The sequence below is a fragment of the Legionella quateirensis genome, from assembly GCF_001467955.1.
Lineage (GTDB): Bacteria > Pseudomonadota > Gammaproteobacteria > Legionellales > Legionellaceae > Legionella > Legionella quateirensis.
The window spans coordinates 1-20,853 of the sequence record NZ_LNYR01000003.1 but is presented as its reverse complement, the minus strand read 5'-3'; the positions used below and the strand labels follow the sequence as shown (position 1 = coordinate 20,853).

Genomic DNA, 20,853 nt, shown 5'->3' with positions numbered 1-20,853 from the left:
TCGACCTTGGGATTTTTCGTCCAGTTATGAAAGCTTCACCAAATATATCGCAAATCTATAATCATTTACCCTCGACAAAAGTATCATTTTAGAACGTTTGTACAATATATATACATTTGAGCCGAGTGTTTTTGATAAAATCAGCCTATTATTTTAAGTAATAGTCGAGATGAGCCATGAAAGACGCTGCAATAGAAATCTTAATATATAAACCAGATCCAGATCATCCACTGCCTGAAAATCAGAGAGGTGTGGTGATAAATCCTCACTTAAAACAACGGTTCAAGCAATTTGTTCCAATTGGCGTCTATTTAGAAGGCTCTGATTTGAAGTATTATTTTTTCGATCAGTGTGATAAATCCCCAAAAATCTATAGTAGTTTGGATGAACTCAAACGCGACTTACCGGAAGAACTAGACAATATATTTGAGAAAAACCCAAAATTATTTATTATGGGCCATGCTGGTGGTGGCGAATATGGTATGGGTAATTGCCATGGCCCAAGTGAGCAGTTATATGATGATAATTTTGATAATTTATTACATAGTTTTAAACGAGCATTGCCCGCACATCATGGTGAAGTTTTTGTGACTTTAGAAGGTTGTAATACAGACAATCAACTTAATGCTGCAGCAAACTCACAGGAAAAAACATTTTTAGAAAGAGTATCAGTGAAACATCCAGAAATCACGTTTGGTGGAACTGGACCATGGAATGCGCAAGATGTACAGACCGGCTTCCGATCCCTTTCGCCGGCATCCCCTATCACATCGATGGCAGGAAATATTTGGAAGGCTGGAAACAGTGTTATTTTTCATCATGGTGAATATCAAGTTGCCGTTCGAAAATCTTTATTTGCCTCAACACAAACAGCTAAAGAATTAAAAGTTAACACCATAGAATATGCCCGTGCAATTCTAGGTAAAGACGGAGCCGATGAACTGATAGCAAAAATCGCTTTAAATCGAGATATTCTAAATATTCAAGATTTAAAGAAAATTGATGGTTTTCCAGAATTGCGATTTGAAGGAGATGATGTTGCAAAGTTTGTTGAACAGGAAAACCAAATATTAGGTAAAGAACAAGAAAATTATTTAACCCGTGTCCGTGATATCTTAGGTCGGGCGGACCCTATAGAACGACTGACAGATAGAGATGTACTAGAACTTCTCTTAGGTTTAAAAGAACCTTCTGTATTTAAAGGTCATGAAGACTTGCTAGAGTCAATTCTAGCTAATAAAGCTTTGTTAAACCTGGCAATGGTAAGTTGTGGAAAAGTCCTTATTGGTGGCCCAAGTAATGATAGCGTCATTGCTTTATTATTAAAACATGGCGCTGATATTAATAGTGCTGATAAAAAAGGCATGACGGCTTTGCACTATGCGGTACAGAATTTTTATAATTATAGAAAAGAGCCGTTACATCTCATTAAAAAGTTATTAGAGTGTGGTGCTAGTCTTGAAGTGCGAAATGAAAAAGGACAGACTCCTCTCGAGACAGCGCAAGAACATAGCAAAGATGGAAGAGTAACTGCTAGTGATAAGCTTCTCGCATCTTTGAAATCTAGCAATTCGCCACCAACTCCCTTAGAACTAAAACAATCTGTTAGACAAATATTTCAGATGAGTCAACACAAGGCTGATGAACTACTTTCATTACCTATTGCGAAACGTGAATATAGCAAATGCAGTGAAGGCACTCTTTATATTCCTGAAGATGTAGTGGAAAAATTGCATGGAATCTTGCAATCTGCAACGGGGAGTAATGAACTATTATCGGCGTTTGAATCAGAGCTTAGTGTGGTTATCAGCGCTCTTGAAAAAGGCATTGGAACTGGAGAAGCGATTGATGGTGAGGAAGATGAATTTATCCCTAAACGTTTTGAAAATGCAAAACTCCAGTTAACAGCGGTTATCGACGCACTGGTTGGGATGAAACAAGAGATGGGTACTTCAAAAGATGCTACAGTTGAGGACCAACTTCCAAAACTAAAATCTTAATCGTTAAGAATATATTGGAAGTACTATGGTGAATCGAGCACCTTTTAATATCGGTGATTGTGTAGCCATGACCTTTCCTCCGTGGAGATTAACAACTTTTTTAACAATAGCTAATCCTAACCCAATATGTTTATCTCCAATTCCGGAGTCTTCGGCAATTGTATATTCAGAAAAAATGTCATCCGCACCATCATCCGGCAAACCTGGGCCATCATCGTCTACGTGAAGTAAAATATGACTATCATCCAGCGAAATGGTTAAAGAAATAGTGTGCTCTGCAAATTTCATGGCATTTGTAATCAAATTGGTAACAGCGTGTTTTAAAATATTTTCATCTATGTATGCTTTCAAAGAATTTAACTCATTAGAATGAAATGTAATTTCAAATGTTGAGGAAGAATAAGTCTCTAATAACTTTCTTAACCATACTATTATATCGGTCTCAGACTGTTTTAATTTCAATTCGTTTAAATGCATTTTTGAGTAAATCAAAAAAGTGCTGACGAGCCGATTCATATCTGCAATATCTTCTTGTATGCTGCTTATCTGTTTATTGAGCAATGCATCTTCAGCGTTTTTCCTTTTGATACTATCCGTCGCCATTTGTATGGTTGACAAAGGGGTCCTAATTTCATGCGCGACAAACCGGCACAATTGTTTATGTGATTCAATCAGTTCTTTTAATTGCTCACCCATTTGGATGATATTTCTATACAGCCCATACAAAACAGAGGTAGTACCTATTTTCCGATGAAAATCAAAGCTCCCTTGACTGAAATTTTTAGTTATCTGATACACCTTTTTCATATTTCTAACAAAAAGCAATGAAAAAAAGGCAATAAGACAGAGGGATAAAAAAAAGAAAGTCCCTATAAAATAGTACATAACATCACTGATTCTTGTCATAACGGGCAGATAGCTGAGTGGGCCAATTTTGAGTATTCCACCACTAAAACTATAATAGAGAATAACAATTTGTGACGAGTTATTATTGGTTTCAAATACTAACCGCTTTGTTGATAAAGAATTAATTATATTACTTGGCAAGTGTTTACTCTTAGTTTTATAAACATGAAGAGGGAAGCCATATATTTTTTCTAAATTTAATAGTTCATTACTCCAGGTATTTTTTGATTTTGATAATAAATGTTGAACGATTTGTTTTAAAACAGGATTCATATAATTAAAAATAATTTCGCCAGGATCTGAAAAATTGTAAGCTAATGCATATGGGGTATTACCAATTTTTTTATACGCAGTATGTTCTACAATGACCTCGTTTAGAAATTGATAGGTTGTACCTGATAAAAAAATGATTTCACCATTATTTAATTGATTATTCTGCACCAGGGTGAGTTTTAGACTGTCGATTGCTATAAGATGAATAACATAATCTGTTTTTTTCTTTATTATCGCATCCCAGTTTGATTTCGGGTTATTAATTAACTCTTTTTCTAAACTAATTAAAAGCCCTTGCGAGGTCGTTTTCCCGGCATTAACAACTATCTTTGTCTCAACTGACTTTAAATAGTTAAAAAATGCCAACACAAGAATTAAAAAAATCACAAAGAACGCAGTCAAGATTTTAATATAAATATTAAATTTCATTACTATGTACTCTAAAATAATAGATGCCTTTTCAAAAGATAGTACTCTGGATTATCTTTGATAATTTCAATATCTAATTCTGGCATAATTATCCTACGTTTTGTCTATCTTTATAACTCTTGTAATTAGCCTATTTAAGGCATCCAAGTTATCGATATTCATTATGGCCTCATCAAATAATGATAAAGTCTCTGGATCGTGTGTTTCTAAATACTTGAATGCTTTTTTTGGACCTTGATAACGCAATTCTTTGAATACAAAATAATCCTCTAGAATTGTGAAGATTGACCAAATATGGCGATATTTCCCTTCTAAATCTCTAGTATATGCCCTTGCCAGCATTTTTTGATACCACACTCTACGTGCTGTAATTTCATCAGGAGGGAGGGACTCAGGCAATATTAAAAAAGCAGAGAGTTTTTTTAATAACTCTGTGCCAAAATGAGCTTTTTCAACAACAACGATACCATCTGACATACATAAATGTTCATCAGAAATTGAATCAAAAGCATTCTCGGGATAAACAAAAATATCATGATAAACTTGATGTGCTTCATCAAAGCGTGCAATTCGTTGCTTATCTCCTTTTTCTCTAATCCCTGCAACATCATAATCACTGGTTACTGTGAAGTCTCCTCGTGCGCGCGAGCCATATAAAATAATTGTATGGCAATGATGTAAAGATATTAATTCATCAACAATGAATTGCAGAACAACATCATTTTCTAATGATATTTTCTTTTGTGTCATTTCCTTACCTTCTTACTTTGTAACCATAATACCAACGGCTCCCTGTGGTGGAACTGGTTTGAACCGTATGATCTACTCCTGCTGGAATCAATACTTCTTCTCCAATAGCAGGTTTTAACGTTTTATTGCCCACGGTTAAAATAACTTCACCTTCAAGCAACATGAATAACTCATCCGTTTCATGCTTAAAATCTTTCCAAATTTGACCTGGGGGATCTTCCCAAAGCTCAAAACTAAAGCCACGAGAGCGCCAATTGTTCTCAATTATTGTTGTATCCAGCATTTAGGCTCATTATTTAAAATCATTCTTTAAATTTTACACCACTGAAGAGCATCAACACCACAACCAATGACTTCAATGATCTTGTGTCGAGACTTAAGGCCTCTCTTTATTTTAATTTGACTTTTAGGGACTTTGAATAAGACAGACAGGTATCGCACTAATTCCATGTTGGCTTTATCTTCAATAGAAGGTGCCGCGATTTTTATCTTGAGTTCCCCTCCAACAGCACCTACTACTTGATTGCATTTGGCACCGGGTTGAATAAGCAAACTAAGAATTAATCCATTATCCTTTTGTTTATACCACGGATATAGGTTAATCATCTTGCTGCTCCATTATTTTATCCTGCTTTTACTATTCTATTGAGACTCGCTTTTTTATGTATAATATTCTCTTGGTAACTATTTAAAGGGAAGTTTTTTATGTTAAGTAAGACTTATAGTTTTCTCGTCATTTTATGCATTTTAACTTCCAAAAATGAATAATCTACTACCACTTCTCAAATGGGGAACCGATTACCTGGTTTCTAATGGCTACTCAATAGAGCACTCGCCAGAAATTGTATTGTCAACACCGTGGTCTCATGTGATCCGATTTGCAACATCAACAGAGAGTTTTTATTTAAAACAAACACCACCCTCTCTTTTTCTATCTAATGAACCGAAAATCATTCGAGTATTGTCATCCCAATTCCATGCCGATGTGCCCGATATAATTGAAATTAATGAGGATTTACATTGTTTTCTAATGAAGGATGCGGGTATTTCTTTGCGTCAAACGCTTAAAACCAACTTCAAGCCAGAGCTATTATGCCAAGCAATAAAGCAATATGCATCAATTCAACGCAGATCTGAAGAGTTTATCGCTACGTTTCTCAAACTTGGTGTACCCGATTGGCGATTAAATCAATTACCCTTTCTTTATGATCACATCTTAAAGCAAACTACTTTTTTAAAAGCAGAGGGACTCACCGATAAAGAATTACAAACACTATACACCCTAAGCCCGAAATTTTCAGCTCAGTGCAAATTATTAGCGAGCTTTAGGATTCCTGAAACTATCGGTTATCACGATTTTCATGATAAGAATGTTCTTTTTGATCCAAATACTAAAAGAATGACGTTTGTTGATTGGGCCGAGACCGCTATAATTCATCCATTTTTTTCTTTACATACCTGTCTAGAACAATCGGTTACTCACCATGGAATAATAGAAGGTGATTCAACCTACCAGAAACTTCAAGATGCTTGCCTCGAAAATTGGTTAGGATTAGCGACAAAGGAACGGTTATTAAGTGCATTCCTTTTAGCGAAACAAATCCGGCTATTTTGGAATATACTCGCGTCTAATCAGTTTATACTGAGTGTGGATCGACAGGCCTACCAAGCCTATTATCCCAATCAGCATAGCCCGATCGCAGGTGGTTTTAAAGCGTTTCTTGAGGGCATCCATTAATCTCAAAGTTCGTTGCTATTAGAATAAGCAAATTATTAGTTCTATAAGTGTTCATGATACACTACTGACATAATTTGGCAGCAGTATTTATTACAACAATGTCTCGAACTGAACGTTTATTTGATTTAATTCAACTACTACGACGCCATCGATTACCCGTGAGTGGCAAAAATCTTTCAGAAGAATTAGGTGTGAGCCTACGGACTCTTTATCGAGATATAATAACCTTACAATCCTTGGGTGCGCCGATTGAAGGTGAACCTGGTGTTGGTTATGTGCTTAAATCTGGTTTTATGTTGCCTCCTTTGATGTTTTCAGATGATGAAATTGAGGCAATGGTGCTAGGTTCACGTTGGGTTGCACAACGAGCGGATACTCAACTTAAAATCGCAGCTCAAAATGTGCTTGCAAAAATTTCAGCAGTCCTTCCTACTGAATTAAAACACCAACTAGAAACTTCAGGACTCTTAGTTCCTCCAGGAAAATGTGCCGAAAGTAAGGATAGTGATCTTATTCTCATTCGCAAAGCGATACGTTTAGAGCGAAAAATCGAATTAGAATATCAAGATCTCCAAAACAATCATTCGACACGAATAATCTGGCCTATTGCGCTCGGCTTTTTTGATGAAGCGCATCTCATGGTGGGTTGGTGTGAACTTAGGCAGGACTTCCGCCACTTCAGAACCGATAGAATTCTTCAATTATCCATTAAAGAACAAAAATATTCCGAACGCCGACAATCCCTTTTAAAGAAGTGGCGCATCCTACATAATATTCCCCAATCCTATTAAATGATGCTGACAAAAACTGTCATGAGTCTGTTTTATATTCCCCAATGAATTTAACGAAATAAAAAACAGGAGAAATCATGACGTTTGACCCCAATTTAGTTTTATTTTATGTGAGCAATATAGAAAACAGTACAGGTTTTTACTCAGAATTACTCAATGCCCAGCCTATCCACACTGAGCCTGATTACGCCATGTTTGTATTAAAATCCGGTTTGCGATTGGGATTATGGTCTCAAAATTCTGCGTTACCTGCACCAACTGCATTGGGTGGCGGTAGCGAACTCGCTATTTTGGTTCCCGATGAACAAGCCGTTGATGAACTTTTTAGAAATTATCAAACGAAAAACTTTAAAATAATACAAGAACCAACACCAATGGATTTTGGTTACACGTTTGTAACCTGCGACCCAGATGGTCATCGAATTCGTTTTTTTTCAAAGAACTAATCATGAACCAAAACTGGCTGGCTGTCGCCTGCGCGTCCCACGTACGAATTGGAGTGGATAAAGGCTTTATGCAAGTTTGCCACGGTAAACTTGCGCCTCTAAAAAGAATACAAGCAGGTGATTGCATCATCTATTACTCACCAACTCTGCACTTTAAAGGCATCGAGAAACTGCAAGCATTTACAGCACTTGGAATCGTTCTACCTGGCGCACCCTATCAAGTGGATATGGGTAATGGTTTTTTTCCATTTCGACGCAATGTACTTTGGGCCAATAAACGATTTGATGTTCCCATACACGGGCTCCTTGAATCACTTGAATTGACAAAAAATACTAAGAATTGGGGATACCCATTTCGTTTTGGATTATTAAAAATCAGTGAAGAGGACAAACGCGTCATTGCAAATGCCATGCAGGCTTATATTAATTAAAACTTCTATTTGGAGAACGGTATGACTGTTATTATCCCCCAATTGACTCAGATTCAAGAATTTACAGTGTAAGAACAAAAAATGAAGAGGAATTTAATCCTCAAACGGCAAGACTGCCTCAACTATGGGAACAATTCTTTGATTCAAACATCAGAGCACAACAAGAAAAGCCGGTTTATGGCGTGTATCACCATTATGAGTCCGATTCATCAGGGTACTATACAGTCACTGCGGGAATAGAAATTGTGAATGAATCTAACGTTATGAACTTAGATAGAGTCACTATAAAAGCGGGCAACTATCTGGTTTTTGAAGCAATCGGCCCTAATCCCTCAGCAATCATTAATGCCTGGCAAATTATTTGGAGCTATTTTAATAAAAAATCAATATACGAAAGAACCTACCTCACTGAGTTTGAGCTCTACAAAAAGCCTCATGAAAGTGCAGTATACATAGGCATAAAATAACCAAAATAAGACTTTAACTATGACAACAACTCTAAATAAAACCGAAATGATGGAGTCACTCAAAACACTTAGAAGCGAGCTCGAGTTACTCAAAAAACCTGATTCGCAGCCAAAAGCAATCTATTATAAAACAAGACCAGGAGATTATGCAGAGCATGACCAATTTATGGGTGTACGCGTCCCTGATTTAAGAAAAGTTGCCAAACGTTATCAATCACTACTACCCTTTTCTTTGTTACAAGAATTGTTGTATTCACCCATCAATGAAGAGCGATTATTAGCCTTGTTGATTTTAGTAACCCGTTATCAAAAAGGAGATACAGACCTTAAGCAAACGATTTTTCAATTTTATTTAACTCACATCCATCAGGTTACTAACTGGAATTTAGTTGATGCTTCAGCCCATTGGATTGTTGGCGCACATTTATTAGATAAGGACAAAACACTCCTCTTCACCCTTGCAGAAAGTACTAACCTTTGGGAAAAACGCATAACTATAATCGCCACTTGGTATTTTATCCGAAACAATCATTTTGAATGCACGCTTAAAATTGCAGGAAACCTGCTGTGTGATAAACATGATTTAATTCATAAGGCAGTTGGCTGGATGTTAAGGGAAGTGGGGAAACGTAATCAAGCAATCCTCGTCGAATTTTTAGACAGCCATGCTTGTCGGATGCCAAGAACCATGCTTCGCTATGCTATTGAACGATTGATGCCAACAACGCGAAAAACTTATTTATTAGTTAAGCCAATCGAATAGTTCTAGACTCATGGTTGTTCATGATATAAAGCAATTAATTCTTTACTGGAGGAACATCCTAAGGACTCCATCAACTTAGCTACCATCCCTTCGACTGTCCTATAAGAAACATGAGCTTCACGCGCAATTTCTTTTGCCGTTTTTCCTTGAGCCAATAACTTGAGGTACAAGGCTTGTTGTTCAGATAATTCAACTTTTGTGTGGAGTTCTTTATGGTATAAAGTGAAATCTTTTTTCTCCAAAATTGATTTTAGGCTTTTCTGGAGTAGCCTTTCTTCATTTCCCAAAATAGCCGTCACAATACAACTCGTATGGTCTTCTAATTTGCCATCATCTCCATGAATAGTCAGCGTAGCCACTGCTTTATATAGGTTATCGCGCTCATCATGTAATTGGTCAAAAAAGTCTCTCCAACTTGGTACAGGCAATAAATTTGCTGGATTGCGTGCAGTACGATCGATTTGAATCGGAGTACTCACATCCAAAAATATGGTCATTTCATCTCGCAATAATTGACGATTTTTTAAAGACAGAACAACACTGGAATCGGTTGTCACCACAATATGCTCTTGGGTGCAAAGGGAGGTTAATATATCAAACTGACATTCATAAAACGCATCACTCCCAGGGCCTCCAAGAATTTCAGACATATGTCGTCCAACATGAGACTCTAACCCCAAATCCGCATCGACAAATTGCCACCCTAATGATTGAGCTACAGACTTTGCTAATAATCCTTTACCAGCACCATGATGCCCAACAATAAAAATTCGTTGCGGTTGATTCATTCTTACTATCTCCTAAATCCAAATTACACAATAATTATACAAATAGGGCCTAAGATGCATCAATACGTAGAACTACGTGCGTATCAGGTACAAGCTTATTATTTTAATCTAACAGAAAAATTCATTTTGGGAAAAATAGCGGTATTTTCTCTTACAAAAGAATTCACTTAAGAAGATGCTCATTGCTAATATGGTAGAATATCGATTTTATGGTGTACTAATGACGAATACACAATCCAACAAACAAATGAATATTACTGAAGCCCTAGTATGCGAGCTCATTGCTCAGCAATTTCCACAGTGGAGTCATCTGCCTATCCAAGCTGTAAAAAATAGCGGTTGGGACAATAGAACTTTTCATTTAGGTACAGAAATGCTCATTCGCATGCCAAGTAGCGCCGAATACGCTGGACAAGTGGAAAAAGAGCAAGCATGGTTACCCCAATTAGCCCCACATCTTCCTCTTCCCATACCCGCACCTCTTGCGATGGGAAAACCCAATACACTGTATCCTTGGAGGTGGTCCATTAATCGTTGGCTTCCTGGAGAGACGGCAGCTGCTCCCATTAATGATTTGCCTGAATTTGCACATGGTTTAGCTTTATTTCTTAAAGCGCTCCAGAGCATCGATTCAATGGGTGGCCCTCTTGCTGGTCCCCAGAGTTTTTATCGTGGTGGTGATTTAGCCGTTTATGATTCAGAGACACGCAAAGCCATCGAAGACTTAAAGGGCCATATAGATTTTCATGCCGCAACGCAAGTTTGGGAACAAGCACTGTCCACCTCATGGCAAAATCTACCAGTATGGGTCCATGGTGATGTGAGTGTTGGCAATTTACTGCTTTCTCAAGGGAAATTAAGTGCGGTGATTGATTTTGGCCAACTCGCAATCGGCGATCCTGCTTGCGATCTTGCTATTGCCTGGACACTATTTGAAGGAAAAAGTCGGGGCATTTTTTTTGAAACACTGGAACTTGACCCAAACACTGGGGCACGAGGACGCGCCTGGGCTTTATGGAAAGCAATGATGTATCTTGTTAACCAACAAACCGAGATGAATTTTGAAGCAAAAAGAGCATTGCGCACGATTCATGAAGTGGTCGAGGATCATAAGCAATTATCATGAATAATCCTCACATAGAATGGGCACTTAGCGCCTTAAACGAATTAGGATATCAACTTAAAACTTTGATACCCGAAATAATTCTCGACACAGCCTGGTCAGAAGTGAGTCGCTTTCAAACCAATCTTGGATTAGTTTATTTGAAGAAGGTACCTTCTGCCTTGTCATTAGAAGCTAACGTCATTTTGCTATTACAGAAACAATTCAATGCCCCTGTTCCAAAAATCTTAGCTCATAATCAGGAATTTCACTGCTTTTTAATGCAAGATGCAGGCATTCCTTTGCATGATGTTTTTAAACAGGAATTTAGACCTAATCTTTTAATTGATACGATGCATCATTATACAATGCTTCAAATAAACTCAGCTGATAAAATAAATCTATTTCTTGAGCTGGGCATCCCTGATTGGCGCCTGCATCAATTGCCAAAACTTTATAAGCAATTACTATGTGAAGAAGAGTTATTGTTGGGAGATGGATTAACCCAAGAAGAATTAAAACAATTAAAAAGTTTAGATAGTAAATTACGAACCCTTTGTGACCAATTAGCCAGTTTTAAAGTACCTGATACTTTTGGTCATGCAGATTTTCATGATAAAAATATTTTAGTGAATCCAAATACTCATCAAACCACGCTGATTGATTTAGGTGAAGTTGTTATTACTCATCCCTTTTTCTCATTCGTTAATTGTTTGCATCGAGCAACAGAACACCTAAAACTTTCAGGGACTCAATACAGGCAGTTACAAGAGGCCTGTTTTAAAAATTGGCTCTCCATAGAATCTTCAGTTCATTTATTTGAGATCATCGCAATTATTAACCAATGTTGGTCTATACATGCAGTACTGGGGGAATACCGCTTAATTAAAAGCATCACTACAAAGGCCGTCAAAACTCTATGCCGTCAGGGACGATTTAGCTCTAAATTAAGAATTTGGATCGATCAATCTGTTGTCATTTAAAGATAAGAAATCTACAAATTGACAGTATCGAGGTTAAACCCTAGAATTTTCCTCTGATCCAACAATTGTCTTGATATAATGCCAAAAGTAATTGCTATCGCGGGAATGGGACTCTGTGGAAATGCTGTTTTTTGTCGTTTAAGTCACCTACTGGCAACAATGAAATATTCTGACAATGACATAACTGTCTTACTTTTTGAACAAAACCCACGATATTTCGCTACAGGTTTTGCTTATTCTATTGATAGCCCAGATTTTTGGACTTTAAATAATCCTGCCGATGGGTTCAAATTTACTTCTACTACGGATAGCTTGACAGAATGGATAGATGCTAATCCAGAGTTGCTCCAAGAGCATTATCCATATAGAGACAAACAATATATCACTCGTTCGTTGGTGGGACATTATTTACGCGCTCAATATGAAAAACATAAAACACTGGCTAAATCACTAGGAATAACAATCAAAGAAATTTTTTTGCCAATCTCAGATATTTGTCCGCTAAAAGAAGGGAATTATCAGATAACATGCATGGATCAAAATTATATCGCTGATAGACTTTTTATAACAACTGGACATTTAACAAATCCTTTTTTTCATGCTGTCGAGAATCAACCGGGTTTTCTCCGTTTTGAAAACACAACTGGAAATCCAGATACATGGGATTTAGCAGATGATGTTTATATCGTTGGTGGTCAGGCAGCATTTGTTGATGCTGCACTTTGGTTAACTATGAAGAAGCAGTACTCAGGAAAAATACACTGTGTCACGCGAAATCCTACTATATTAACAACCAAAGGCAATACAGATAGTTGTGACGTAATCGCCCAACAGGAGTTATCCAGTAGTCTACAAAAACGCTCTCCTGGCAGTTTAACATTTGCAGAAGCAAAAATATTATTTTGGAATGCTTATCAAAAAGATGCCAAGAGTCCTGTTGATTCTGCTCATCTCCATAGTTCTACTGAAGCTTTGCGTTATCAAATGAATAAATTTGATCATCTTCTGGAAAATAATCCCATACCGGGTAATATTGATGAGCTACGAGCATTTATTAAAACTTTTTATTTTAGTGGTTGTTATACCCACATGTGGCAAAGCTTGAATGTTGAAGGTAAAGAGCAATTCCTAAAATACTTCTATTCTCTTTTAGGCCTACTGCTCCGGAACTTGCGCCCTGACGCAAAAATTGCTCTCAAGAGATTTATTTTAAGAAGTTGTACTATTATAAAGAATGAACGTTGATGATAAGCTTGCTTTAGTATTTCATAAGGAGCTGATCTTACATTAGCAATATTGACACACTAACATCCAAACAAAGGGATGTCGTTTATTGGCCTCTGTCACCTACTTAAGAAAAAAACGTATTTTAAAAAAATCGATAATCAACGTCTATTTTTCTATTAGTACATGAAAGTACCCTATAATTAACAAATAAAAGGACTAATTGAAAGGAGAAATCCTATGTTTAGGGATATCGTTCTATTTTTTGCGGGATTTGAATTTTTTCATACGCTGGCACATGTCTTTTTTGCATTTTTAGTTCCTTTAGATCTTAAATTTATAATTCTGACTCCCACTTTAAATACTTGGTCAATTGTTATCAATGCCCTGATTACTCTAGCTCTCCTTTGGTGGGCAAAACGATTACGAAGTAAGTAGTTAATTATCAAAACAATTAGGAAGAAATATGAATAACATTAAATATGGATTTGGAAAAAAGACATTGTATTCATTTGATGATGCAATTAAAAAAGTTACCGAAGAACTGCAAAAAGAGGGATTTGGAGTTCTTACAAATATAGATGTGTCAGCAACTCTGAAAAAAAAATTAAATCAAGATATGCCTCCCTATCAAATTCTTGGTGCATGCAATCCACAATTTGCCCATCAAGCTTTAGAAAAAGAGCCGTCTATTGGTTTGCTTCTACCCTGTAATGTGGTTGTACGCCAAGATAATGCCGGCAAAGTGTATATCGAATTCATGGATCCGAACGCCGTATTAGAATTGGTCGGTAATTCTGAGATCAATCATATTGCAAGTGAGGTGAGACAAAGACTTGAGAGAGTACTAAAGGCATTGTAATGGATCATCCATAATTAAGATCTTAGCATACGAAGACCACTTGCAATAACAATAAGTTCACTGATTTCATGAGCTAAAACGGCTATTGGCAACGTAAAATACCCAGTTACTGCTCCGACAACAAGAGATCCAATTACAATTATAGAGAGTCCCAAATTTTGTAAAATTATATTCCAGGTTCGACGACTAAATTCGATGAGATAAGGTAATTTTAATAAATTTTCACCCATTAATGCTACATCCGCAGTTTCTAATGCGACATCAGTTCCGACAGCACCCATAGCAACTCCTACATGAGCTGCTGCGAGTGCTGGAGCATCATTTACTCCATCGCCAACCATCATTACCTTACCGTAACGTCTTTCCAGTTCTTCAACTTTTCTTGTCTTATCTTCTGGTGATAAATCAGAAAATACTTCATCAACACCCGCTTGTTCGCCAATTGAGGAGGCAGTTATCAAATTATCTCCTGTGAGCATAACCACACGTTCAATACCCATCGATTTTAGGTTAGATACCATCTGTCTGGCTGTTGGTCTTAGAGGATCAGCAATTGCAATTAAACCGAGTATTTCCTTATCAGTTCCTAATAATACGACTGTCTTTCCAGCGGCCTGTAATTTATTTATTTCCTGTGTTAATGTTTCTATCAATAGGTTCATATCAATAAATAATTTTGGATTGCCTATGTAGAATTTTTTTCCATTGATAAAACCAAGTACCCCCGAACCAGTTAATGACTTAAACTGTTCAACAGGATTATATTGAATATTTTCTTCATTGGCTTGTTGCAAAATGGCTTGGGCCATGGGATGCTGGGAGCGCGATTCAAGAGTTGCTGCTGCATTTAAAATTTGGTTCCGAGTATGGTTATTCAATGGAATGATATCAGTAACCTTCGGTTTACCTTGTGTTAATGTTCCTGTTTTATCTAGTGCAATAACCTTTATCTTCACTAGTTGCTCCAAATATAAGCCACCTTTTAATAATATTCCATTTCGACTTGCTGTGCCAAGAGCAGCTACAAGTGTAATGGGTATAGAAATCACTAGGGCACATGGTGCTGCAGCAACAATAAATACTGTGGCACGAATCACCCACTCTTGCCAAGGTTGCCCAAATAGAAGTGGTAAAGTAGCTATGAGTATTCCCACCAAAAGGATAAATGGACTATATAGGTTACCAAAACGTTCTATAAAACGTTGACTACGCCCCTTTTTGTCTTGTGCTTTTTCGACAAGAAATATGATACGAGATAATGTATTATCAGCAAATTTTTTGGTTGCACGAACAGTAAGAGTTCCTTCACCGTTTATAGTTGCAGAAAAAACTTTACTCCCTATAGTTTTTTCTACTGGAATTGACTCACCCGTAATAGGTGCTTGATTAACACTAGAATGTCCTGAAATGACTTCTCCATCTGTGGCAAGACTTTCACCAGGAAGAACAATGAATTCATCTCCAATATGAATTTCTTCTATGGGTATTCGAAATTCAGTATTATTTCGCCGGACCAATGCTGTTTTTGGGGCAAGATCCATCAATGCTCGGATAGCATGTCGCGCTCTTTCACCGGAATAACCTTCCGCAGCTTCAGAAATAGAATACAAAAATACCAATGTTGCTGCTTCCGCCCATTGCCCCATGATACCTGCAACAATGGCTGCAAGAGACATCAAGAATTCAATACCGATTTCATATTCTTTGATAAATTCGTCTATTGCTTCGCGGGCGAAATAATATCCGCCAATTAATACTGCGCCTACGTAAAACCCGTTAGCGATAATCCTTGGTAACGTCAAATATGAGCCTACAAAACCAATAGTTAATAATAAACCAGCTATTGTTGCCGTAATAACTTGGGGATTTTGCCACAGCCTGGGCATTGGCTCTTTATGAGAAATACATGTGGAGCAGCCCATTTATTTACACTCCTTATTCGTAATTTTTTCGAACACTGATGCTATATGCCGCGTAAAAGTAAAGGTTGTTAAAGAACCATCTCTATCATAGATATTGAACAAATTCATTTTTCTCCAACGAAAATTAATCAAATATAAATAGCCAAGATGATGTGAGATATCTTGAGCTGCAGCTATCAAAAACATCAGAAAATCCTTAAGTCGTTTGGTCGTTCAATTACTCATCAATCCCTCCTTTATTCTCTGGATTCTACTGGGTAATGTCCATTTTGGATCCAGATAAAGTAATTATTATTAGTTTGTGGAAGTGTTGAAATTTTTTTATCGGACATCATAGTTCCTACTTTATATTTGTGGTTGATATTACCATCGGATTTGGATAGATTACAATGACAAATTGAAGTGAATATAGCCTTTTGAGTTCCGACTCTGGCTATTCTAGGAACTGGTAAAATGAGTGTATCCGATTTAACAATGAATGAATTTGGTTTAACCCAAGAAGAAATTAACTTTATAAAGACAAGACATACAAGTAAGCAACTAGCATTCGCTTTACTTTTTAAGTACTACCAAAAAAGCCATCAATTCATCAGCGACTTAACGAAATTACCAGCTTATATTATCAATCAAGTTGCAAACCAACTTAACATTCCACCTGTTATTTGTGAAGTATCCTCAAGAACTTACGACAATTATCTGTCGTTGATTAGAAAATATTTTAAAACTTCATTCTCTAAAAAAACACATTATAAAGAACTTGAAGCATGGATAAAGAGCGAGCTGCTACCGGCTCATTATTTATCTGACGAGGAAATTAAAAATCAGGCAATACAGTATTTAAAAGAAAAAGGCATTGAGACATTTAAAGAAAAAACGATGGCACGAGTAATTGTTGATGCCACAAATGCATTTGAGAATGATTTATTTGAAAAACTAAAGAACTCTTTGTCTACAACGGATGAAGCACAATTGAATGGCTTATTATTGCCTTACAAAGAAGGACTATCCTATTTAGGATGGGTAAATAAAGAAATTAATAATCCTTCACTAGATTCAATATTAGATTTAATGGAACAGTTGTCTATTTTAAACCGATTTAACTTTGATTCAGCCACTATTCAACTAATGCCAAGAAAAAGAACCATTCATTATTCAGAAGCATTTACACGTTTTAATCCGAGTGATTTAAAACAAATGACTGATAACAAGCGATGCGCTCATTTAATGATACATTGTCACACACGAAAAGAAAACGTTATAGATAAAACGATTGATATGTTTAACCGCATCATCCGTAACGTGATTCATAAATCGGAAAAGCGCGTAGTTAGAAAGCTTATCAATGATGTAAAAAAAGTCTATGGCAAAGACACTATTCTATTTAATATAGCCGAAGTATGCTTGGAACAGCCGGATGCAACAATTCGAGATAAAATTTTTCCTATTGTTGGTCAGGATAAGCTAAAAAATATCATTGATGAATATAAGAAAAAAGGACCAAAATACCAGAGTCTACTGCATCAACAGATTAGAAGTTCTTATGCCACTTATTATCGGCGCATGGTTCAGCCTTTATTAGAAAATATCGTTTTTCGCTCCAATAATTCAGAGCATCAACCAATACTCGATGCATTGGCACTCATTAAAAAATATTTTGACAGCAACAAAACTTATTTTCCAGACAATGAAGAGGTACCTCTAGATTGTTTACCAGATAAATGGAAAAAGCGTATTATTGATCCAACTAGCGGAAAAATTAAACGTATTTGTTATGAAGTCTATGTACTAAAAAAACTTGCAGACAGGATTAGATGCCGTGAAATATGGATTGAATCGTCATTTAAACACCGAAACCCAGATGAGGATTTGCCAAATAATTTTGAAGAAGACAAAGAAGTGTATTTTGATGAACTTTCTTTGCCCCTTGACGGTGATGTATTTATTGAACAATTAAAACAGCGCCACACAAATGCATTAGCTGCTTTAAATGGTAATATTCCCAAAAATACGAAAGTTCGAATTAGCCCCCAAAATGGCGGTCGTATTATCGTAACTCCTCTTACACCCCAGGCAGAATCAAACAATATTGGAATTATAAAAAAACATTTACAGGAAAAATGGGAAGGAACCAATCTTATTGATATGATTAAAGAGGTCGATTTAGAAAACCAGTTTACTCATGATTTTATTTCCTATGGCCAAAAAATTTATTTAAAACCCAATGAAATTTCAGAAAGGATCTTATTGTCTATTTATGGAATGGGAACTAATGTTGGGTTAAAACATATGTGTGCGGGAAATGCTCATGTAAGTGAGTACCAGCTTCGACACATCAAAAATTACTTTTTATCCACTGATAACTTAAAAAACGCGCTAAGCAAAGTGGCAAACGCTTTATTCAAAATCAGATTAAAAGATATATGGGGCGATATGCCTATAGCTGTTGCCAGTGATTCAACGCAATTTTCAGCTTATTTTCAAAATTTGATTTCGGAATACCATAATCGCTACGGGGGAAGAGGCGTGATGATTTACTGGCATGTTGAAAAAAATGCCTGTTGCATCCACTCTCAATTAAAAAGCGTATCAAGCTCTGAGGTTTCTGCCATGATTGAAGGTGTACTAAGACACTGTACAGAAATGTCGGTTCAAAAAAATTATGTTGATACTCATGGCCAAAGTGAGGTTGGCTTTGCCTTTTCACATCTTCTAGGATTTTCTTTAATGCCACGACTGGCGAATTTGAACAAACAAAAACTGGCACAATGTGAACTTGGAGATTATCAAAAGTATAAAAATCTACAACCGGTACTTACAGACACTATTAATTGGCAATTAATTAAAGAGCAATATAGCCAAATTGTAAAATATACTGCTGCAATGAAGGCTGGTCATGCTGATCCTGAATCTATTCTTAGGCGTTTTAATCAAAACAATCTGAAACATCCAGCGTATTTAGCATTATCACAATTAGGTAAGGTATTAAAAACCATATTCATCTGTAATTATTTGATGCATGAATCTATCAGACAGGAAATTCAAGAAGGATTAAATGTGGTTGAGCTTTGGAATGGCGTATCCAAGTTCATTTTTTATGGCCGTTCAGGTGAGATATCCTCTAATCATGAGAAGGCACAAACCTTATCTGTATTGTCTTTACATCTTTTACAACTCTCAATGGTATATATCAATACCTTAATGATTCAGCAAATCATAGAAGAGCAGGGACTAAAAAATAAATTAACGACGGAAGATAAAAGAGCGTTAACACCCCTTATTTATGAGCACGTAAACCCATATGGCTTATTCCCGTTAGATTTATCAACACGCTTGCCCCATCTTCATTATGGAGTAGCCGCATAATGGAACGAATATCAGCAAAAAAAATGGCTCAAAAGGTTTCAAGTTTGCTTAAAGCACAGAACCCTAATTATGATTATCTTCGAGATGTATTCAGGTTTGTAAGAGAAAATCTGAATATCGAGGTCACTACAACACCAAAGCGCTTACCCTACGTACCCACTGAGGATGATATCAGGCTTTTTTATAAGGCAGTTTGGGAGTCTCATGATATTGTTCCTATGCTTATCGTTAAAGTTTTGCTTTATACAGGAATAAGGGTTAGTGAATTAATTAATATACAATTAACTGATGTTGATTTAACCAATTGTCGAATAAAAATTAATCAAGGTAAAGGAAAAAAAGATAGAGTTGTCCCTTTTTCGCCAGCATTTAAAGAAACTTTGGCGCTTCATATGAAACAATATAAAAATGAAAACAGACTATTTTTATTTGAGTCAGGATTTCGACGCCACTATACTGATCGTGGAATTAGAAAAATTTTGATGAGATATACTAAGCTTGCCGGTATTGAGCGGTCTATATCACCTCATAAGTTAAGGCATTTTTTATTTACCTGGCTTAAGAAGAAAAATATCGATGATGCTTTTATTCAACCCTACTCAGGTCATGCTAAAAGAGACTCTCTGGAAATCTATTCCAAATTAAGCTTGGCCGATGCACAAGATAAGTATAATGATGTTATCGGGGATTTTCCGATCTGATATTTTAAATTTTTGCGTCAGGGCGCAAGTTCCGGAGCGCTAGGCCTATAAGAGAAGATAAAATCTATTTTTTGATTTCTTTCTTTATATCATGTTCTTTTAAACCGAAATTGCTCCTTATGTTATCACAACGCGATAGAACCACAAAAAAACACCATTTATCTAAAAAACTCCTTCTGTTGAATTTCTCTTATGATTTGAGTATTTATTTTATATTTAACCCAGCCACCCCGCCCAACCTTTTGATCGGCTCGGATAAGTATTCCTGCATTATTTAAACGGAACAAAGTGTTTTTAAGAGATTTTTGATTGACTTGGGTTAATTTGGATATTGATTCGAGTGTTAACTCATCAGTTGTATCTGATTTGTTAATTTTAATGTTTTTGTATAGTGCAATTATAATTGCCCGCTGGTTGCCAACTAATTTTGAAAAGCTAATTTGAGGATTTTTTTCCAATACTATATCTTGATCCTCTAATGTCTTAGATGCCAAATTATTAACCTTTTCGTGAACCAATTGTGAACCATTATTTGTATTGTGATTTAACACGGAGTTCGCATGAACCGATGGGTTTGCAACTGGTACTGTTTGTTGGATGAGGCTTTGCTCGTGAACCAATTGTGAACCGTTATTTGTATTGTGATTTAACACGGAGTTCGCATGAACCGATGGGTTTGCAACTGGTACTGTTTGTTGGATGAGGCTTTGCTCGTGAACCAATTGTGAACCGTTATTTGTATTGTGATTTAACACGGAGTTCGCATGAATCGATGGGTTTGCAACTGGTACTGTTTGTTGGATGAGGCTTTGCTCGTGAACCAATTGTGAACCATTATTTGTATTGTGATTTAACACGGAGTTCGCATGAACCGATGGGTTTGCAACTGGTACTGTTTGTTGGATGAGGCTTTG

Annotated in this window: 22 protein-coding genes; 14 read left to right on the top strand and 8 right to left on the bottom strand. The window is 36.5% G+C overall.

The features are described 5' to 3' along the window. The first annotated feature begins 176 nt into the window (after window positions 1–176). Window positions 177–2,000 carry an ankyrin repeat domain-containing protein gene (locus Lqua_RS01600; RefSeq protein ID WP_058472574.1) on the top strand — a complete coding sequence of 608 codons (1,824 nt, stop codon included), beginning with the start codon at window positions 177–179 and terminating at the stop codon, window positions 1,998–2,000. Window positions 2,001–2,003: 3 nt separating this feature from the next. On the opposite strand, the gene Lqua_RS01595 is transcribed toward Lqua_RS01600, so the two are convergent. From Lqua_RS01595 to Lqua_RS01580, 4 genes are all read right to left on the bottom strand, one after another. Next, a complete protein-coding gene (locus Lqua_RS01595) occupies window positions 2,004–3,608 on the bottom strand; it encodes a sensor histidine kinase (protein ID WP_058472573.1) in 1,605 nt (534 codons plus the stop codon). Between the two features lie 93 nt (window positions 3,609–3,701). Beyond that, a complete protein-coding gene (locus Lqua_RS01590) occupies window positions 3,702–4,358 on the bottom strand; it encodes a nucleotidyltransferase domain-containing protein (RefSeq protein ID WP_058472572.1) in 657 nt (218 codons plus the stop codon). A gap of 4 nt (window positions 4,359–4,362) precedes the next feature. Beyond that, window positions 4,363–4,641 (bottom strand): cupin domain-containing protein, encoded by a 279-nt coding sequence (locus Lqua_RS01585; protein ID WP_058472571.1) that lies wholly within the window; start codon window positions 4,639–4,641, stop codon window positions 4,363–4,365. A 26-nt stretch (window positions 4,642–4,667) separates the two neighbouring features. Beyond that, entirely contained in the window at window positions 4,668–4,964 is a 297-nt protein-coding gene (locus tag Lqua_RS01580) for a DUF167 domain-containing protein (protein ID WP_058472570.1), read from the bottom strand. Window positions 4,965–5,118: 154 nt separating this feature from the next. Here Lqua_RS01580 and Lqua_RS01575 point away from each other — a divergent pair, with 154 nt between their 5' ends. From Lqua_RS01575 to Lqua_RS01550, 6 genes are all read left to right on the top strand, one after another. After that, the gene (locus Lqua_RS01575; RefSeq protein WP_058472569.1) at window positions 5,119–6,096 is read left to right on the top strand and encodes a phosphotransferase; all 978 of its coding nucleotides are present in this window, start codon (window positions 5,119–5,121) and stop codon (window positions 6,094–6,096) included. A 98-nt stretch (window positions 6,097–6,194) separates the two neighbouring features. Then, window positions 6,195–6,887: a helix-turn-helix transcriptional regulator gene (locus Lqua_RS01570; protein ID WP_058472568.1), complete on the top strand. Its 693-nt coding sequence runs from the start codon at window positions 6,195–6,197 to the stop codon at window positions 6,885–6,887. Window positions 6,888–6,964: 77 nt separating this feature from the next. Continuing rightward, window positions 6,965–7,333, top strand: coding sequence for a VOC family protein (locus Lqua_RS01565; protein ID WP_058472567.1), 369 nt, complete (start codon window positions 6,965–6,967; stop codon window positions 7,331–7,333). Between the two features lie 2 nt (window positions 7,334–7,335). Beyond that, window positions 7,336–7,764, top strand: coding sequence for an EVE domain-containing protein (locus tag Lqua_RS01560; protein ID WP_058472566.1), 429 nt, complete (start codon window positions 7,336–7,338; stop codon window positions 7,762–7,764). 41 nt (window positions 7,765–7,805) lie between these two features. Then, complete coding sequence (locus tag Lqua_RS01555) at window positions 7,806–8,231, top strand: GyrI-like domain-containing protein (protein WP_065240136.1); 426 nt, start codon at window positions 7,806–7,808, stop codon at window positions 8,229–8,231. 19 nt (window positions 8,232–8,250) lie between these two features. Next, window positions 8,251–8,994 (top strand): DNA alkylation repair protein, encoded by a 744-nt coding sequence (locus tag Lqua_RS01550; RefSeq protein ID WP_058472565.1) that lies wholly within the window; start codon window positions 8,251–8,253, stop codon window positions 8,992–8,994. 8 nt (window positions 8,995–9,002) lie between these two features. Here Lqua_RS01550 and Lqua_RS01545 read toward each other — a convergent pair whose 3' ends face one another. Next, on the bottom strand, window positions 9,003–9,782 hold the full coding sequence (locus Lqua_RS01545; RefSeq protein WP_058472564.1) for a shikimate kinase: 780 nt from the start codon (window positions 9,780–9,782) through the stop codon (window positions 9,003–9,005). Between the two features lie 220 nt (window positions 9,783–10,002). On the opposite strand from Lqua_RS01545, the gene Lqua_RS01540 reads away from it, so the two are divergent. The 5 genes from Lqua_RS01540 to Lqua_RS01520 all read left to right on the top strand — a co-directional run bounded on the left by Lqua_RS01540 (window position 10,003) and on the right by Lqua_RS01520 (window position 13,953). Next, window positions 10,003–10,908 carry an aminoglycoside phosphotransferase family protein gene (locus Lqua_RS01540; protein ID WP_058472563.1) on the top strand — a complete coding sequence of 302 codons (906 nt, stop codon included), beginning with the start codon at window positions 10,003–10,005 and terminating at the stop codon, window positions 10,906–10,908. Next, window positions 10,905–11,867: an aminoglycoside phosphotransferase family protein gene (locus tag Lqua_RS01535; protein WP_058472562.1), complete on the top strand. Its 963-nt coding sequence runs from the start codon at window positions 10,905–10,907 to the stop codon at window positions 11,865–11,867. Before Lqua_RS01540 ends, Lqua_RS01535 begins: the two co-directional genes overlap by 4 nt. A gap of 78 nt (window positions 11,868–11,945) precedes the next feature. Continuing rightward, entirely contained in the window at window positions 11,946–13,112 is a 1,167-nt protein-coding gene (locus Lqua_RS01530; protein ID WP_058472561.1) for an FAD/NAD(P)-binding protein, read from the top strand. Window positions 13,113–13,331: 219 nt separating this feature from the next. Then, window positions 13,332–13,529: a hypothetical protein gene (locus Lqua_RS01525; RefSeq protein WP_058460656.1), complete on the top strand. Its 198-nt coding sequence runs from the start codon at window positions 13,332–13,334 to the stop codon at window positions 13,527–13,529. Between the two features lie 28 nt (window positions 13,530–13,557). After that, complete coding sequence (locus tag Lqua_RS01520) at window positions 13,558–13,953, top strand: DUF302 domain-containing protein (RefSeq protein ID WP_058472560.1); 396 nt, start codon at window positions 13,558–13,560, stop codon at window positions 13,951–13,953. A 14-nt stretch (window positions 13,954–13,967) separates the two neighbouring features. Here the strand turns inward: Lqua_RS01520 and Lqua_RS01515 are convergent, their stop codons facing one another. After that, window positions 13,968–15,875, bottom strand: coding sequence for a heavy metal translocating P-type ATPase (locus Lqua_RS01515; protein WP_058472559.1), 1,908 nt, complete (start codon window positions 15,873–15,875; stop codon window positions 13,968–13,970). Beyond that, window positions 15,876–16,061, bottom strand: a complete 186-nt coding sequence (locus Lqua_RS01510; RefSeq protein WP_058472558.1) for a hypothetical protein — start codon at window positions 16,059–16,061, stop codon at window positions 15,876–15,878. A gap of 267 nt (window positions 16,062–16,328) precedes the next feature. Between Lqua_RS01510 and Lqua_RS01505 the strand changes: the two genes are divergently transcribed. Then, window positions 16,329–19,238, top strand: coding sequence for a Tn3 family transposase (locus Lqua_RS01505; RefSeq protein ID WP_058472557.1), 2,910 nt, complete (start codon window positions 16,329–16,331; stop codon window positions 19,236–19,238). Further along, window positions 19,238–19,939, top strand: a complete 702-nt coding sequence (locus tag Lqua_RS01500) for a tyrosine-type recombinase/integrase (protein WP_058472556.1) — start codon at window positions 19,238–19,240, stop codon at window positions 19,937–19,939. Before Lqua_RS01505 ends, Lqua_RS01500 begins: the two co-directional genes overlap by 1 nt. Window positions 19,940–20,097: 158 nt before the next feature. On the opposite strand, the gene Lqua_RS18295 is transcribed toward Lqua_RS01500, so the two are convergent. After that, on the bottom strand, window positions 20,098–20,853 hold a 756-nt coding region (locus Lqua_RS18295), incomplete at its 5' end, for a hypothetical protein (RefSeq protein WP_058472555.1).